General features: G+C 57.3%; 13 protein-coding genes. 10 read left to right on the top strand and 3 right to left on the bottom strand.

Annotated elements, in window-relative coordinates:
* Nucleotides 1–195: 195 nt before the first annotated feature.
* Nucleotides 196–522, bottom strand: a complete 327-nt coding sequence (locus ACTH5D_RS08405) for a hypothetical protein (protein WP_441670150.1) — start codon at nt 520–522, stop codon at nt 196–198.
* Nucleotides 523–526: 4 nt separating this feature from the next.
* Here ACTH5D_RS08405 and ACTH5D_RS08400 point away from each other — a divergent pair, with 4 nt between their 5' ends.
* Both ACTH5D_RS08400 and ACTH5D_RS08395 read left to right on the top strand, forming a co-directional pair.
* Complete coding sequence (locus tag ACTH5D_RS08400; protein WP_441670148.1) at nt 527–1,522, top strand: uroporphyrinogen-III C-methyltransferase; 996 nt, start codon at nt 527–529, stop codon at nt 1,520–1,522.
* On the top strand, nt 1,519–2,787 hold the full coding sequence (locus ACTH5D_RS08395; RefSeq protein WP_441670146.1) for a heme biosynthesis HemY N-terminal domain-containing protein: 1,269 nt from the start codon (nt 1,519–1,521) through the stop codon (nt 2,785–2,787). The genes ACTH5D_RS08400 and ACTH5D_RS08395 overlap by 4 nt, the downstream gene beginning before the upstream one ends.
* 59 nt (nt 2,788–2,846) lie before the next feature.
* Here the strand turns inward: ACTH5D_RS08395 and mscL are convergent, their stop codons facing one another.
* Nucleotides 2,847–3,353 (bottom strand): large-conductance mechanosensitive channel protein MscL, encoded by a 507-nt coding sequence (gene mscL, locus ACTH5D_RS08390; RefSeq protein ID WP_441670144.1) that lies wholly within the window; start codon nt 3,351–3,353, stop codon nt 2,847–2,849.
* A gap of 365 nt (nt 3,354–3,718) precedes the next feature.
* On the opposite strand from mscL, the gene ACTH5D_RS08385 reads away from it, so the two are divergent.
* The 8 genes from ACTH5D_RS08385 to betC all read left to right on the top strand — a co-directional run bounded on the left by ACTH5D_RS08385 (nt 3,719) and on the right by betC (nt 14,633).
* Nucleotides 3,719–4,858 carry a GlxA family transcriptional regulator gene (locus ACTH5D_RS08385; RefSeq protein ID WP_441670142.1) on the top strand — a complete coding sequence of 380 codons (1,140 nt, stop codon included), beginning with the start codon at nt 3,719–3,721 and terminating at the stop codon, nt 4,856–4,858.
* A 246-nt stretch (nt 4,859–5,104) separates the two neighbouring features.
* Nucleotides 5,105–6,082 carry a dipeptidase gene (locus ACTH5D_RS08380; protein WP_441670140.1) on the top strand — a complete coding sequence of 326 codons (978 nt, stop codon included), beginning with the start codon at nt 5,105–5,107 and terminating at the stop codon, nt 6,080–6,082.
* Nucleotides 6,083–6,143: 61 nt separating this feature from the next.
* A complete protein-coding gene (locus ACTH5D_RS08375) occupies nt 6,144–6,677 on the top strand; it encodes a DUF5943 domain-containing protein (RefSeq protein ID WP_441670138.1) in 534 nt (177 codons plus the stop codon).
* Between the two features lie 11 nt (nt 6,678–6,688).
* Nucleotides 6,689–8,773, top strand: coding sequence for a dimethylglycine demethylation protein DgcA (gene dgcA / locus ACTH5D_RS08370; protein ID WP_441670136.1), 2,085 nt, complete (start codon nt 6,689–6,691; stop codon nt 8,771–8,773).
* 163 nt (nt 8,774–8,936) lie between these two features.
* On the top strand, nt 8,937–10,940 hold the full coding sequence (locus tag ACTH5D_RS08365) for a (Fe-S)-binding protein (RefSeq protein WP_441670134.1): 2,004 nt from the start codon (nt 8,937–8,939) through the stop codon (nt 10,938–10,940).
* Complete coding sequence (etfA, locus tag ACTH5D_RS08360; RefSeq protein ID WP_441670132.1) at nt 10,937–12,229, top strand: electron transfer flavoprotein subunit alpha; 1,293 nt, start codon at nt 10,937–10,939, stop codon at nt 12,227–12,229. Before ACTH5D_RS08365 ends, etfA begins: the two co-directional genes overlap by 4 nt.
* The gene (etfB, locus tag ACTH5D_RS08355; protein ID WP_441670130.1) at nt 12,219–13,028 is read left to right on the top strand and encodes an electron transfer flavoprotein subunit beta; all 810 of its coding nucleotides are present in this window, start codon (nt 12,219–12,221) and stop codon (nt 13,026–13,028) included. The genes etfA and etfB overlap by 11 nt, the downstream gene beginning before the upstream one ends.
* 90 nt (nt 13,029–13,118) lie before the next feature.
* The gene (betC, locus tag ACTH5D_RS08350) at nt 13,119–14,633 is read left to right on the top strand and encodes a choline-sulfatase (RefSeq protein WP_441670128.1); all 1,515 of its coding nucleotides are present in this window, start codon (nt 13,119–13,121) and stop codon (nt 14,631–14,633) included.
* 136 nt (nt 14,634–14,769) lie between these two features.
* Here betC and ACTH5D_RS08345 read toward each other — a convergent pair whose 3' ends face one another.
* Nucleotides 14,770–16,290 (bottom strand): MFS transporter, encoded by a 1,521-nt coding sequence (locus ACTH5D_RS08345; protein WP_441670126.1) that lies wholly within the window; start codon nt 16,288–16,290, stop codon nt 14,770–14,772.
* Nucleotides 16,291–16,338 lie beyond the last annotated feature (48 nt).

The raw sequence follows: 16,338 nt of genomic DNA, 5'->3' as shown, positions 1-16,338 counted from the left end.
GATGTCGATCAAGGAACTTACTAAGGGCTAGCGACAGATGAGCAAACAAGTAAATGATCAGGGCGATGTTCAACCGACATCCGCCGATGCCTCTCAAGGCGTCCCTAAAACGACCGACATGGCCGCTGCGACTAGCAGCACGTCTGAGCCCAGCACGCCGACTACACCGCCGCCTCCTCAAAACGGTGTTAATAATCAAAATGGTGCTAACAACCACCGTTCGCGGCGGCGTGGAAAAGGCGGCGCAAATAGCGCAGCTTCGTCAGCAGCCAGCATGACGACCACACCCTCGTCGACAGGCACTGCCGCGCCAAGTTCATCTGCCCAGGCCACAAGTTCACCTTCGCCCGCAAAAAGTACCGCATCATCGACCAGCTCGGCATCAGCAATGCCGACACCCCCAAAACCAACGCCATCAAAATCTTCTACCGGCAGTTCGTCCGATGGTACGCCACCGCCCAGTAATACGGGTAAAGGCAGCGGTGGCGGTAAGGGCGGCCTCTTCGCTATTGTGCTGGTCATTATCGTGGCCATCGTATTGGCGCTCGTCGCCTGGCAGGGGTGGCAGCGCCTTGAGAACCAGCAGCAGCGTATTGATGAGCTGACCCAGCTGACCGAAAGTAATGCATCGCAACAGTCGGTGAGCGATCTGGCATCGCGCCTGGACGGCGGCGAGGCAGAGCGCGATGAGGCCCTGCAAGGTACGCTCAGCGAGCTGCGCGACGAATTTGGCAGCTACCGTAGCGAAGTCGATGAGACCTTGGGCCAAGTGCTGGACCAACTTTCCCAGGAGCAGGACACCGACGAGCGCGATTGGCTGCACGCCGAAGCCGCGTATCTGCTGCGCCTAGCGAATCAACGTCTGCAGTTAGAGGGCGATATTAACGGCGCTGCTGCACTGCTGCGCACCGCTGACGCGCGCCTTGTCGATGCGGAAAATCCCGCATTGACGCCGGTACGCCGCGAGATTGCCAATGAGCTAGCCGCCCTTTCTGGCGTACCCCAGGTTGACCGCACCGGTCTCTACTTAGCGCTGAATGCTCAGCAGGAGCAGGTTGCCAATCTGCGGCTTTCGCAAGAAATCGAAGAGCGCGCGGTCACTTCCGGCATCGAACAGCCACCAACCGGTACGTTCCAGCGCCAGTTAGCTCGCTTCGGTCAAGAGCTGAAAGACCTGGTGGTGATTCGCCATCACGATGAAGCGCTGGAAGCACTTGTGACGCCCGAACAAGAGTCGTACCTGCGCCAGAGCCTGCGCTTAATCTTAGAGCAGTCCCAGCTAGCGCTGCTAAAAGAAGAGCAGGATCTGTATCGGGCAAGTCTTGATAAAGCGCTCGGGCTTCTAAACGACTATTACGATACCGACCGCGAAGAAACGCAAAACGTTATCGCGCGCCTTCAAGAGCTTCAGCAGGCCGAGATAAAACCGGAGCTGCCGGACATCAGCGCTTCTCAGCAGGAACTCACGCGTTTTATTGAGAACCGCCATGAAACGCGTGGCCAAAGCGGAGGTGATGCATGAGAAAGCTTGTTCTGCTGATTGTCGCTGGCCTTGCCGTCGGTGCCCTTTTTGGGCAAATGATGATGGCAGTGCCCGGCTACTGGCTCATCCGCGTTGGCGACTCCTCCATACAAACCTCGTTTTGGTTCGGCCTGGTATTGCTGTTTGCCGCGTTTATTGTCCTGCATTTCGTCCTGCGCTTGCTGAGCGGCATCATTCGCCCGATGGGCCGTTTTCGCAGCTGGAACAGTCGTGCACGTAACCGCCGCGCTATGCAGCGCACCGTGCGTGGTCTCGTCGCGCTAACCGAAGGTCGTTGGAAAAAGGCCGAGAAAACCTTGGCTAACGCTGCCGATGACTCCAGTACGCCACTGGTTAATTACCTATCAGCGGCGCTGGCCGCCCACTACCAAGGCAACCACGCTAAGTCTCAAGAGCACCTCAACCAGGCTCAGCTTTCAACGCAAGGGGCTGATACCGCCGTTGGCCTAATGCAGGCGCAAATGATGATTGAGCGCCAGCAGCCTGAAGAAGCCCTGGCAATCTTGAATCGACTGGACAAAAAACTCTCTAATCACCCGCAAGTGCTTAAGCTGCTGAAACAAGTGCATGTGAGCGTCAACGACTGGGAAGGCCTACGGCGTTTGATTCCACGGCTGGCGGCGCAAAAGCTGATTTCTCAATCAGAGCGCGAGCAGCTAGAGTTTAAAGCTTACCGTGAGCTGATTATCTTTGAAGCCAAAAACCCAACCAACGTTGAGCGTGTGCGTGGGCTGTGGGCGGATATGCCTGACTATATGCGCGGCAATACGGAGCTTATCGCTATTTATTGCGAAGCCCTGATTCAAGCCAATGAAGAGTTTATTGCCGAGCGCCTGCTTAACCATTCGCTCGACCATCACTGGGATGCGCGCTTAGTCAAACGCTACGGCCTGCTGAAGGTTGACCCAGCACGACAGCTGGCAAAAGCAGAGAAATGGCTGCAAGAGCGACCTAATGATCCGGAGCTGCTATTGACCTGTGGCCGGCTGTCCCTGCGCACCGGCAAATGGGAAAAGGCGCTAGAATACTTCGAAGCCAGCCAGCGCCAGCGCCCCAACGGAGAAGTATGCGCTGAGCTTGCCCGCCTTTACGCCAGTATGGGTGAGCACAATAAGAGCCAGCTGTACTATCGTCACAGCGTTGAAATGCTGGCTAAATCGCTGCCCTCGCTGCCCCAGCCAAGCGATGCCAGCGATAGCCAACCCCCTGACACGAAAGCAGCTAAAAAAACGCGCTTAAAGTAAGCTGCATAAAAACGGGTGCCCTTTTGGGCACCCTTTTTTATAACAAACCATTAAGATTGTCATGGCGTCGACGCTGTATTAAGAGACGACTGTTCTGCCTCCGTGGGCACAGGCAACTCGGAGGTGCAGTGGCCGCAGCGAGTGGCGTTGATAGGCACGGTCATGAGGCAGTGCGGGCAGGGCTTCTCAACCGGGCTTTTGGGTGATTCCACCTCTTCACGCTTTAAGCGGTTAATCGTTCTTACCAGCATAAAAACAACGAAAGCCACAATCGTGAAGCTGACCACCGCATTGATAAATAGCCCAACGTTAAGGGTGACTGCTCCGGCAACCTGAGCGGCCGCTAAGGTGGGGTAAGGGCCTGCAATGGTGCCCTGACTAAGCACGACAAAGAGGTTGGAGAAATCAACCCCACCCACCAGTAGGCCGATAATAGGATTCATTACATCCTTGACAAGGCTTTGTACGATCAGCGTAAAAGCGCCGCCGATAATGATCCCCACCGCCATATCCACAACGTTACCTTTAACGGCAAACTCGCGAAACTCCTTGAAAAACTTGGCCATTAGTGTCTCCTTTCGTTGCTTAGCTTATTAGGTTATCGCGTTTTTGGATGTAAAATCTTTTGACTCAATGGCTTATTGAAACGACGTTCAATGTTGAAACGAACATTTCATTCATCACTGATGCCCCGCCCTACATTCCCATTAATCGCCTCAGCGGCGACCTCCAGTGTTCTATTTGCGACATCGATTGAATTGCTTTTCAGATTGCTTTGTCAGTATAAGTGTCATCCGTGCCAATATACATTGTAGGCAGTAACTATCTAGCGCAGGAACCCAGAACAAAACGCCGGCGATATAAAACGATAATAAAAATAAAATCAATGACGTTTAGGTGATAGAGGGATAGAGGGATAGAGGGATAGACCATGACTATTAATCAAGTAAAAAACCCAACCACCGTAAGTTACTCGAACCCACCGCAAACACTCGGTTTTCTGCTGTTGGACAACTTCACCCTCATCTCTCTGGCGTCAGCGATTGAGCCTCTGCGCATGGCAAACCAGTTGGCTGGGCGCGAGCTGTATCGCTGGTACACCCTGACGCAGGATGGGTCCCCGGTTCGTGCAAGTGACGGTCTGCATGTAACGCCCGATGCCTCAATGCACGCACCGCTGTCGCTGGATTGGGTGGTGGTTTGTGGCGGCGTTGCCCCTCAGCATAGTATCAGCCGTGATCATCTACATTGGCTGCAGGCACAGTCGCGCCAGCTACGTCGCTTAGGCGCTATCTGTACGGGTAGCTGGGCGTTAGGTCAGGCAGGTCTGCTTGATCATTACGAAACCAGCATTCACTGGGAGTGCCTGGCCTCTATTCAGGAGGCGTTTCCGAAGGTGGTGCTGACAACCCGGCTGTTCTCTATTGATCGCGACCGATTTACCGCCTCTGGAGGCACGGCGCCGCTGGATATGATGCTCAACCTGATCGCTCACGATCATGGCAAAGAGATTTCTGCAGGCATCTCCGAGATGTTCATCTACGAGCGCATGCGTAACGAGCAGGATCAGCAGCGCGTGCCGTTAAAGCATGTGCTGGGCACGACACAGCCCAAGCTGCTGGACATCGTTGCGCTGATGGAGTCCAACCTGGAAGAGCCGCTTGAGCTCGACGAACTGGCCAGCTACGTTGGCGTCTCGCGGCGTCAGTCGGAGCGGCTTTTCCAGCGCTACCTGCACTGCTCGCCCTCCCGGTATTATCTCAAGCTGCGACTGGTGCGGGCACGTCAGTTACTCAAACAGACGTCTCTCTCCATCATCGAGATTGCCTCGGTGTGCGGCTTTGTTTCAACCCCGCATTTTTCCAAGTGCTATCGCGAGTGCTTCGGTGTTCCGCCGCGCGACGAACGTCGGGGCATTCATTCCGGCCCAAAACATCAGGAAAAATCGCCGCCAATGCTCAAGCGTTGGGGCGTAGAACCGGCGAGCAGCGAACCGGTATCAAGTGCCCTTCTGGCACTTGCCTATGCTCAAGGTGAGCCGACCTTTGCCAGCGTACCGCTCGTCACCTGACGGGGCCTGTCATCATTGCTATCAGAGCTGCCCAAAAGGCAGCCCTTTTACGTTAAGCCCTCGTTCATATTGCGCCCCCTTTCGCGCCCTTGCCTCGTTTGTATCGCTTAACCCGCCTGCTTGCCATATTTGCCACGCGTGCATTTCGCCTAATGACGCTTTTGGAATTTCCGTCGTCGTTTCCAAGAGCTGATCAGCAGCAGGGCAACGCTATGCTTCCTATATAAACAATTCTGGAGCTACGCTATGAACCCTGCTGAGTTGCACCAAGATGCCATCGTCATTGACGGCCTGATTATCGCCAAATGGAACCGTGAATTACTTGAAGATATGCGTCTTGGCGGCCTGACTGCAGCCAACTGTACCGTCTCGGTCTGGGAAGGCTTCAAGGCAACGGTCGACAATATCGTGGCGTCCAAACAGCTAATGGCAGAGTGCAGCGACCTGGTATGCCCGGTTCGCACCACCGCCGACATTATGCGCGCCAAGAAAGAAGGCAAGACCGGTATCATCTTCGGCTTTCAGAATGCCCACGCCTTTGAAGATCAAATCGGCTACGTCGAGATCTTCAAGGAGCTCGGCGTGGGCATCGTACAGATGTGCTACAACACTCAGAACCTGGTCGGCACCGGCTGCTACGAGCGTGACGGTGGCCTGTCTGGCTTTGGACGCGAGATCGTCGCGGAAATGAACCGCGTCGGCATGCTGTGCGACCTTTCCCACGTGGGCGCCAAGACCTCTGAAGAAGTCATCCTCGAATCCAAAAAGCCGGTGTGCTACTCGCACTGCCTGCCCTCCGGGCTCAAAGAGCACCCGCGCAACAAGTCCGATACAGAGCTTAAGTTCATCGCCGACCACGGCGGCTTTGTCGGCGTGACCATGTTCACTCCATTTCTCAAAAAGGGCGTCGATTCGACCATCGACGACTACTGCGAAGCGATTGAATACATCATGAACATCGTGGGCGAAGACGCTATCGGTATTGGTACCGACTTCACCCAGGGTCATGATCAGAACTTCTTCGAATGGTTGACCCACGACAAGGGCTACGCGCGTCGCCTAACCAGTTTCGGCAAGATTATCAATCCTGAAGGCATTCGCACCATCGGCGAATTCCCCAATCTGACAGAAGCGCTGTTAAAGCGTGGTATGAGCGAATCCCAGGTTAGAAAAATCATGGGCGAGAACTGGGTGAGAACCCTAAAAGACGTCTGGGGCGAATAAGGGCCTAGAAGTCCTTGAACAGCCAAACGCTCTTACAAATATAAGTTTAAGGAAGACGACCGTGACCAAGACTGCTCCCGAACTCCCCATTGAAGTCGACAGTGAAACAGGTATCTGGACGAGCGATGCCTTGCCGATGCTCTACGTACCCCGTCACTTCTTTATCAATAACCATATGGCCGTTGAAGAAGCACTGGGCGCAGAGAAGTACGCCGACATTCTCTACCACGCGGGTTACAAAAGCGCTTGGCACTGGTGTGAGAAAGAGGCCGAACTTCACGGTTTGGAAGGCGTAGACGTCTTCGAGCATTACATGAAGCGCCTATCCCAGCGAGGCTGGGGCCTCTTCATTACCGAGGACATCGATCTCGATGCTGGCACCGCCCGCGTACGCCTTGAGCATAGCGCGTTTGTCTACCAAATGGGCAACGTAAACCGCAAAATCGAGTACATGTTTACCGGCTGGTTTGCTGGCGCGATGGATCAGATTATAAGCGCCCGCGGAAGCTCGCTGCGCACGCTTGCCGAGCAGACCCAGAGCGGCGCCGAGGAAGGCTGTGAGCACGGCCTGTTTGTTGTTACGCCTAAGCACTGAGGGTCGTCGCCATGGCATTCGATGCACTATTTAAGCCGATTCAGATCGGTAGTCAGACGATTCGTAACCGAGTGGTCAGCACCGCCCACGCCGAAGTTCACGCTACCGACGGCGGCATGACCACTGAGCGTTACGTCAAGTACTACGAGGAGAAGGCGAAGGGAGGCTGCGGGCTTTGTATCTGCGGCGGCTCCTCAATCGTCTCTATCGACAGTCCTCAGGGCTGGTGGAGTTCGGTCAACCTATCAACCGACCGCATCATCCCGCACTTCCAAAATCTGGCGGATGCCGTCCATAAGCACGACGGCAAGATCATGATCCAGATTACCCACATGGGACGCCGCTCTCGCTGGGACGGTTTTGACTGGTCGACCCTGGTATCACCCTCAGGTATCCGCGAACCGGTGCACCGCTCGACCTGTAAGACCATTGAGGAAGAAGAGATCTGGCGTATTGTCGGCGACTTCGCTCAGGCCGCGCGCCGGGCAAAGGAGGGCGGGCTTGATGGTGTTGAACTCTCCGCCGTGCACCAGCATTTGATCGACCAGTTCTGGAGCCCGCGGGTTAATAAGCGTGAGGATGAGTGGGGCGGCAGCTTCGAGAACCGTATGCGCTTTGGTATGGAGGTGCTTAAAGCCGTGCGCGCTGAAGTGGGGGACGACTTCAGCGTCGGTATGCGTATCTGTGGTGATGAATTCCATCCAGACGGCCTCTCCCACGACGATATGAAGCAGATCGCCGCCTATTACGATGCCACCGGCATGGTCGACTTCTTCGGCGTTATCGGCTCCGGCTGTGATACTCACAACACCCTGGCCAACGTCATTCCCAACATGTCATACCCGCCGGAGCCTTTTCTACACTTGGCGGCAGGGATTAAAGAAGTAGTCACCGTGCCGGTGATTCACGCCCAGAATATTAAGGATCCCAATCAAGCCCAGCGCATTCTCGAAGGGGGCTATGTGGATCTGGTCGGCATGACCCGGGCACATATCGCCGACCCCCACCTGATCGCCAAGATCAAGATGGGCCAGATAGACCAGATCAAGCAGTGCGTGGGCGCCAACTACTGCATCGACCGCCAGTACCAGGGCCTTGATGTGCTGTGTATCCAGAATGCGGCCACATCGCGGGAATACATGGGCCTGCCCCACATCATCGAGAAGACCGAGGGCGCCAAGCGCAAGGTTGTCGTGGTAGGCGGTGGCCCCGGGGGTATGGAGGCAGCCCGCGTCGCCGCTGAGCGTGGTCACGACGTCACCCTGTTTGAGGCAGCCGAGGCCCTGGGGGGGCAGATCACCATTGCCGCCCAGGCCCCGCAGCGCGACCAGATCGCCGGTATCACCCGCTGGTACCAACTGGAGCTGGCGCGATTGAAAGTCGACCTGCGTCTGGGTACCCGCGCCGATGAGGCAACTCTGCTTGATCTACGCCCGGATATCGTCGTGCTCGCCACCGGTGGCCAGCCCTTCCTTAGCCAGCACCCAGAGTGGGGCTACTCGGAGAATGCCGAGGAGAGCCTGGTGGTCAGCACCTGGGATATTCTCTCTGGCAAAGTGACGCCCGGTAAGAACGTGTTGCTTTATGACGCCATCTGCGAATTCTCCGGCGTTTCGGCGGCGGATTTCCTAGCCGACAAGGGCGCCAAGGTCGAGATCGTCACCGACGATATCAAGCCTGGCGCGGCGGTGGGTGGCACTACCTTCCCCACCTACTACCGCAGTCTCTACGAGAAGGAGGTGATCATGTCCTCCGACTTGATGCTAAATAAGGTCTACCGCGAGGGCGATGGCTTGGTAGCGGTGCTTGAGAACGAGTACACCGGTGCTTTGGAAGAGCGCGTGGTGGATCAGGTGGTCGTTGAGAACGGTGTGCGTCCTGATGAGGCGCTCTATTACGCCCTCAAGGAGCAGTCTCGCAACAAAGGCCAGGTGGATCTGGAAGCGCTCTACGCGATCCAGCCGCAGCCCTGCCTGGTTGATGAGAGCGGCGAGTCAGGAGATGGCTTCTTGCTCTTCCGCCTGGGCGACTGCACGGCGCCGCGTAATACCCACGCGGCCATCTACGATGCTTTGCGAATCTGCAAGGACTTTTGACCTGAGCTAGAGCCGGGGCGCCGGGGGTAGACCGTAGCGAGGGTCTTTTGCCAGGGATGGCAAAAGTAGCGCCCAAGGATGGGTTTACAGCGCCCTCGTGTAGGTCTTCCCCCGGAGCAGCGCCGCCGCCAAAGCCAATGGCACCAAAGATGAGGTGAGCACCATGCTCGAAACGCTCTTGCCGATACTGATTTTCACCGCCCTGGTCCTGGTGGTGATCGGCGCCGTGCGCCGTATACGCCTGTGGCGACAGGGGCGACCCTCCCGGGTTAACCTGTTCAAGGGGCTGGTGGCGCTGCCGCGCCGCTATTTGGTGGATCTGCACCATGTTGTGGGGCGTGACAAAATGATCTCCAACACCCACGTGGCCACCGCCGGTGGCTTCGTGGCTGCCGCCGTGCTGATGATCCTGGTGCATGGGCTTGGTATTGCTAATCCGCTGCTGGGTGGATTACTGCTGCTGGCTAGCGCTTCCATGTTTGTCGGCAGCCTCTTCGTGGCACGACGGCGGATCAACCCACCCACTAGGCTCTCTAAGGGCCCCTGGATGCGCCTGCCCAAGAGTCTCATGGCGTTTTCAATAGGTGTCTTCCTGATCACGCTGCCCACGGTAGGTCTGCTGCCCGACGGTTTGATTGAAAGCAGTGGTAGTTGGCTGCTGGCGCTGGTGTTAGCGGGCGTGGTGGCCTGGGGCCTGGGCGAAATGTTTTTTGGCATGACCTGGGGCGGGCCCATGAAGCACGCCTTCGCCGGTGCCTTGCATCTAGCTTTTCATCGCCGCGCCGAGCGCTTCTCCACGAAAAAAGGCGGCGCTGGCCGCTCAACGGGCCTCAAGGCGCTGAACCTAGAAGACGAGGCGGCTCCATTGGGCGTGGAAAAGCCCGCCGACTTTACCTGGAATCAACTGCTGGGCTTCGATGCCTGCGTACAGTGTGGCCGCTGTGAGGCGGTGTGCCCGGCATTCGCCGCGGGTCAACCGCTCAACCCAAAGAAGCTGATCCAGGACATGGTCGTAGGTATGGCGGGGGGAAGCGATGCAGCCTATGCTGGCTCGCCCTACCCTGGCAAGCCGGTAGGAGAGCACGCCGGGACTCCCCATGGGCCCATCGTAGCGCTGGAAGGGAAGGCCTTGGTCGACGCTGATACGCTTTGGTCTTGCACCACCTGCCGCGCCTGTGTCGAAGAGTGCCCGATGATGATCGAGCACGTGGATGCGATTGTCGATATGCGTCGCCACCTGACCCTAGAGCGAGGCAAAACGCCCAATAAAGGCGCCGAGGTGCTCGATAATCTGATTGCTACCGACAATCCCGGCGGTTTCGATCCTGGCTCACGACTCAACTGGGCGGCGGATCTTAACCTACCGCTAATGGCGGATATTAAGCAGGTTGACGTGCTGCTGTGGCTGGGTGATGGCGCCTTTGATATGCGCAACCAGCGCACCCTGCGCGCCCTGGTGAAAGTGCTACGCGCCGCAGACGTGGATTTTGCGGTGTTGGGCACTGAAGAGCGCGACAGTGGCGACGTGGCACGCAGGCTGGGCGATGAGGCGACCTTCCAGGCCCTAGCGAAGCGCAATATTGCCACCCTTTCCAAGTATCGCTTCTTGCAGATTGTGACCTGCGACCCCCACAGCTTTCATGTGTTAGGCAATGAGTATGGCGAGCTGGGTGGCGACTATCAGGTTCGCCACCACAGCACCTTCATTGCCGAGCTGTATGAGGCCGGTCGGCTGACCTTCTCGCCCTGGAAAGGCGGCAGCGTCACTTATCACGACCCCTGTTACCTGGGCCGCTATAACGGCGAGTTTGATGCGCCCCGCAACGTGCTTAAGGCGCTGGGCATCGAGGTCAAGGAGATGGAACGCTCCGGCTTCCGCTCGCGCTGCTGCGGCGGCGGTGGCGGGGCACCGATTACCGATATCCCCGGTGAGCGGCGAATTCCCGATATGCGCATGAACGACGTCAAAGAGAGCGGCGCCGAGCTGGTCGCGGTGGGCTGTCCCCAGTGCACCGCCATGCTGGAAGGCGTGGTGGATGCCAGTGCCGAGGTACGCGATATAGCTGAACTGGTGGCTGATGCTCTGGTAGAGCGTCCCGCGGGTGGTGCGTCTAACGCATCACGCCCTACCGCTGCAACGACGACTGCTGAAGAGGTGATCGTATGAGTGAGACTATTCGCTACGATCAGCGCCGCGATCCGCGTCGCGAGTGGATCGCCCGGAACCGTCTGCACCCCGAGCATGCCAGTGTGCTTGCCGAAATAAATGGCGGCGGCGCGCTCAGCGAGTGGTCGGGGCCCAACGGCATGGTGCGCAAGAACCCTCGTGCCGTCGGCTTTATCGGCCCCAATGGCGTTAAGCGTATTGACCGTAGTGGCCTTCAGCAAGGCGGGCAGCCCACCGCGACCACGACGGCTCCTCAAGACAGCCGCCGAACAGTGACGATTGAAGATCCCGCCTTCCTGTTGGCCGTGGTGCCTGACCTGACCGGCGGGCGATTGTCTGATCACGATAAGGATTTACTCGGGCTGGCCCGCCACATGGCGGATGCCGATGGTGAGCATCCTGGTGCCGTGGTAGCGATTCTGTTTGGCGAGTTTAAGGAGCAGGCGCTGGGCGACGCCGGTATTGATCGCGTCGTGCATCTAGATGGCGAGGCCTACGTGGGGTTTGCTCCCGAGGCGCGTTTGGCGGCCTTGAGCGCCGTAGAGCGGGAGATGGCGCCACGCTTCTGGCTACTGCCCGACTCCCCGCTCGGTGGCGGCGAGCAGGGTCGGCGCCTGGCGGTGCGGCTGGGCGAGCGTCCCGCGACCCAGGTCTGGCAGGTCGAGGCGGATGAACATAGCGCCACCGGATGGCGTTGTACGGCACGCGGTGCCGCCGGTACGCGCGATATTACCCGTCACCTGCCGCGCGTGGTGCTGGCGCTTGCAGAGTGCGCCGAGCCGGTCAGCGAGACACGCCATGCCGCCCAGCCTGTCGAGCTGACCCAGCCGCTGCTCGACGTACTGGGTCGCATCGAGGACATGGGGGAAGTCCCCGTAAATCCGGCCAGCGTATCGCTGGCAGAGGCGGAGTTCATTCTGTCGGCAGGGAATGGTGTCAAGGATTGGGAAGGCTATCACCACGCCGCCCAGGTGTTGGGGGCAGCGAAGGGGGCATCGCGCGTTGCCGTGGACGATGGCTTTATGGCCCGCGATCGTCAGGTAGGCGCATCGGGCACCTGGGTGTCCGCGCGTGTCTATGTCGCGGTGGGCATCTCGGGGGCCATACAGCACCTCCAGGGTATTCAGAGCTGTGATAAGGTCGTCGCCATTAACTTGGATGAGCGGTGCGATATGGTCAAGCGCGCCGACCTTGCCGTCATTGGCGATGCCGGTGAGATCCTCGCCGCGCTGGTCGCACGCGTCGAGGGTTATAGAGAGCAGCAGCAGGAGAACCGCGATGCCGCATAACGCCACGTCAATAAATAGCGAAGGTCTCAGCATTGCCATTCTGGTATCGGTGGGGCGTCATCCACTGACCGCACGGGCACGGCGTGCCGATCACGATGCCCGTGCGGTGGAAATGGCACTGTCCCTGGGTGACACCAGCGTTCAGCTCATCCATGCAGGCGACGATGGTGATGCCTGTGAGGAAGCCATGCGTGGCTATCTGGGCATGGGGGTCAGCAGGGCCACACACATTCCGCAGGACGCAGACGCCGATGTCGTCCCGGCCCTGGCCAACATACTGCGATTCTCCGCGCCGCAACTGGTACTGGCCGGAACGCGCGCCGAGACGGGAGAAGGCTCGGGCCTGGTGCCCTACCTGCTGGCCGAGACATTGGGATGGACGGTAGTCAGTGGCCTGGCGGAAATCGAAAGCATTGAGCAGGGTGTTGCGACAGTGCTGCAGGCCCTGCCACGCGGTAAACGCCGCCGCCTGCAGGTACGCTTGCCAGCCATCGCCATGGTGGATAGTAGTGCGCCGGCCGCTCGCCAGAGCGCGTTCGGCCCGGCGCGACGCGGTGAGTTAACTGATTGTGCCTGCGCCAGCGTGGTTGACGAGCTACAAACCCAGTGGCGTGTTCAGCCAGCGCGCAAGCGGCCCAAGCGGCTTAAAATCGTCAAGTCAGCCTCGGCGCGTGACCGTTTCAAGGCAGCTGCCGCCAAGGCCGATAGTGGCGGCGGGCAACTGCTTAGCGATGTGACGCCTGAACAGGGGGCTGAGGCGATTTTTACACTACTTAAAGGAGAAGATGTGCTGCGTTGACATTGATACAGTTAAGTTAGCGCATTTGCTCTGCGTAAATAAATGCATGCTGAACCTGCGATATCCAACTTCAACAACACTGGAGCGGTAATGACACAACCCAATATTTTGGTGCTGATGGCCGATCAGGTTACCGGCACGCTGTTTGATGATGGACCAGCGGATTTTCTGCACATGCCACACCTAAAAGCACTGGCCAAGCGTTCGGTGCGTTTTCGCAATACTTATACCCCAAGCTACCTGTGTGCCCCGGGGCGCGCGGCGTTTATGTCAGGTCAGCTTCCATCTCGAACCGGCGTTTACGACAATGCCGCTGAGTTCCCCTCAAGTATTCCGACCTGGGCGCACCATCTGCGCCGTGCTGGCTACCAGACCTGCCTTACGGGAAAAATGCACTACGTCGGCCCGGATCAGTTACATGGTTTTGAGTCGCGCCTGACCACCGATGTTTATCCAGCTGACTTTGGCTGGACGCCGGACTACCGCAAGCCCGGTGAGCGTATTGACTGGTGGTACCACAACCTGGGGTCGGTGACGGGCGCGGGCGTGGCGGAAATCTCTAATCAGATGGAGTACGACGACGAGGTCGCTTTCCATGCCGAGCAGAAGCTCTACGATCTGGCGCGTGATCATGAGGGGCGCCCCTGGGCGCTGTGCGTGAGTTTCACTCACCCGCACGACCCTTACGTGGCGCGGCGAAAGTTCTGGGATCTCTACAACGACTGCGAGCACCTTGAGCCGGAAGTCAGCGAGATTCCCTACGATCAGCAGGATACGCATTCGCAGCGTCTCTTCAATGCCAACGACTACACCAAGTTCGCAATTCAGCCCGAGAATATCCGCCGCGCGCGCCAGGGCTATTTTGCCAACCTGTCCTACATTGATGACAAAGTGGGCGGCATTCTCGATGTGCTTGAGCGCACTCGCATGCTCGACAACACCATTGTCCTGTTCGTTTCCGACCACGGCGATATGCTCGGGGAGCGCGGATTATGGTTCAAAATGAGCCCCTACGAAGGTTCATCGCGCGTGCCGTTGATGATTAGCGCGCCGGGGATCGAACCGCGCCGGGTTGACGATCCAGTATCGGCGATGGATGTTAATGCTACCTTGGCCGACCTAGTGGGTATCGACCTTAGCGCGATCGAACCGTGGACCGACGGTGAGTCGCTACTGCCGCTTATGCAAGGGGGCAGCCGTCAGACGCCGGTCTATATGGAGTACGCCGCCGAGGGCAGCTATGCACCGTTGGTGACCATCCGCCAGGGGGGCTACAAATTCAACCACTGCGAGCTTGATCCGCCTCAGCTGTTCAATCTCGAAGAAGACCCGCAGGAATTGAACAATCTGGCTGCGGATCCAGCGCATGCCGAACTGCTTGCCGAGTTCCAGCAACACTGCCATGGACGCTGGGACATGGCTCGCTTCGACGCCGATGTACGCGAGAGCCAGGCGCGTCGACTGATCGTCTACGAAGCGCTGCGCAATGGTGCCTACTATCCTTGGGATTACCAGCCGCTCCAGGTGGCCTCAGAACGCTACATGCGCAACCATATGGATCTCAACGTACTAGAAGAGAATCAGCGCTTTCCGCGTGGAGAGTGAGCAGAGATAACAGCTCGACAGCTACTTCTTACGAAAACCCCATCACGTCGTTGCAAGCCGGCAGCGTCCAAGGCCGAGGGCAAGTGCTCGCCGACGTTACCCCCGAGCAGGGCGTGGAGGCGATCTTAGTTAGGCTCTAATGCGTGACTTCTGCTTGTATGCGGTTGCTAGCGAGGAGAAAGAACACCACGAATGCCAATCCTGCGAATATTGCCGCTGCCGTTAATAGGAGCTTGGAATGCGTTTCGATGAACGCTATTTTGCCCGCTTCGATCAATGCGTCTCCGGTCGGAACCGGGAGGTCGTTAGCGACAATGAAGACATCACCGATTGATCTGGTTGCTTGTTCAATGTACTGCTGTGCTAGCTCTGGGGGGAGTTCAATTGCCGCGCTAAAGGTGGCAGACATAAAAACGCCAAAAACTGAAATTCCTAGGCCGGTTCCTAGTTCGAAAGCGGTGGCTTCCAGCGAGCCGCCAGCACTAGCCTTTGAGGCGTCTACAGATCCCATGATGGCCACCGAAGAGGCTGTAAGCCCGATGCTTAAGGTCAAACCTAGTAGGGCCAGCAAGCTCGGAATAACCAAACCTGGGTTATGAAAGTCCATAACACTAAGCATGCCTAGGGAGGCGGCTGCTATCATCAGTGCAGCACTTGCGACTCTTTGCAGTCCCAGTCGATTGAAAAGAAAACTTGCCAAAGGCCCGCCTATAGCCGCGGCAACCATAATTGGGATTAAGAAAACACCTGCTTCAAAAGGAGTTTTATCCAGAACATACTGTAGTTCCTGAGCGAGTGTAAGCTCTACACCGGCTAGCGCACCAGAGGCCACGACAGACAAAATGATACCGGCCTGGATTGCTGGAGAGGAAAAAAGTGACAGGTCAAGCATCGGCTGCTTTGACCGCAACTGCAGTCGCGCAAAAGCTGCGAGTAATATCATGCCAGTAAACATGATGATAAAGGCGAAACTAAGAGAATGCTTTCCGCCAAAGCCTGCTTTTAGGCCGTAAACTATAGTCATCATGCCTGCAATCAGAATCAAGGCTTGTTTGATAGGCCACCCACCAGGGGTTGTTTCTTCTTTACTAGGTAAAAGAAAGAAGCAAGCCGCTATGACCACTACCATTATGGGCACGTTGATGAGAAACACCGAGCCCCACCAAAAATGGGCGAGCAGCGCACCGCCAATCAAAGGGCCGATTGCTGCACCTGCAGCGCCGACCATACCCCATAGGCCGAGCGCTATCGTGCGTTCATTTTCGTCCTCAAATGTTTTGCGAATAATTCCGAGTACCGTCGGCATTATCATCGCGCCGCCAGCCGCTAGCAAACCACGTGCTGCGATTAACATTCCTGCGCTGGCCGAGAAGGCGGCCCATAGAGAAGCAATACCAAAGATGGTTAGACCCGCTAATAGAACGTTCCGGGCGCCTACTCTATCTGCAAGTGTCCCCATCGGGACCACAAGGCCAGCCATAAGAAGCGGATAAATATCTATAATCCAAAGTACGGCATTATTGGGTGCACGAAGGTCTTGCGTTAACGTGGGGACAGCTACATGCAGGATAGTCATATCAATGACAACGGGCAGAAAAGCGAGCATGACTGCTAGAAGGACAAGCCAACGTTTGGGGTTGATCAGAGCAGTAGACATGGTTGCCTCGATAGTATAAAAATATAAATCCATCTGGATGGATTTTAA

Origin of the sequence: Halomonas sp., from assembly GCF_052095695.1 — a bacterium.
Classification (GTDB): domain Bacteria; phylum Pseudomonadota; class Gammaproteobacteria; order Pseudomonadales; family Halomonadaceae; genus Vreelandella.
This window is presented reverse-complemented; position numbering and strand designations above follow the sequence as displayed.

Coding starts and splice junctions, on each gene's coding strand:
- etfA (WP_441670132.1), top strand. CDS start 10,937: ATGAGTGAGACTATTCGCTACGATCAGCGCCGCGATCCGCGTCGCGAG.
- dgcA (WP_441670136.1), top strand. CDS start 6,689: ATGGCATTCGATGCACTATTTAAGCCGATTCAGATCGGTAGTCAGACG.
- ACTH5D_RS08405 (WP_441670150.1), bottom strand. CDS start 522: ATGACCAGCACAATAGCGAAGAGGCCGCCCTTACCGCCACCGCTGCCT.
- mscL (WP_441670144.1), bottom strand. CDS start 3,353: ATGGCCAAGTTTTTCAAGGAGTTTCGCGAGTTTGCCGTTAAAGGTAAC.
- ACTH5D_RS08395 (WP_441670146.1), top strand. CDS start 1,519: ATGAGAAAGCTTGTTCTGCTGATTGTCGCTGGCCTTGCCGTCGGTGCC.
- ACTH5D_RS08385 (WP_441670142.1), top strand. CDS start 3,719: ATGACTATTAATCAAGTAAAAAACCCAACCACCGTAAGTTACTCGAAC.
- betC (WP_441670128.1), top strand. CDS start 13,119: ATGACACAACCCAATATTTTGGTGCTGATGGCCGATCAGGTTACCGGC.
- ACTH5D_RS08365 (WP_441670134.1), top strand. CDS start 8,937: ATGCTCGAAACGCTCTTGCCGATACTGATTTTCACCGCCCTGGTCCTG.
- ACTH5D_RS08380 (WP_441670140.1), top strand. CDS start 5,105: ATGAACCCTGCTGAGTTGCACCAAGATGCCATCGTCATTGACGGCCTG.
- etfB (WP_441670130.1), top strand. CDS start 12,219: ATGCCGCATAACGCCACGTCAATAAATAGCGAAGGTCTCAGCATTGCC.
- ACTH5D_RS08345 (WP_441670126.1), bottom strand. CDS start 16,290: ATGTCTACTGCTCTGATCAACCCCAAACGTTGGCTTGTCCTTCTAGCA.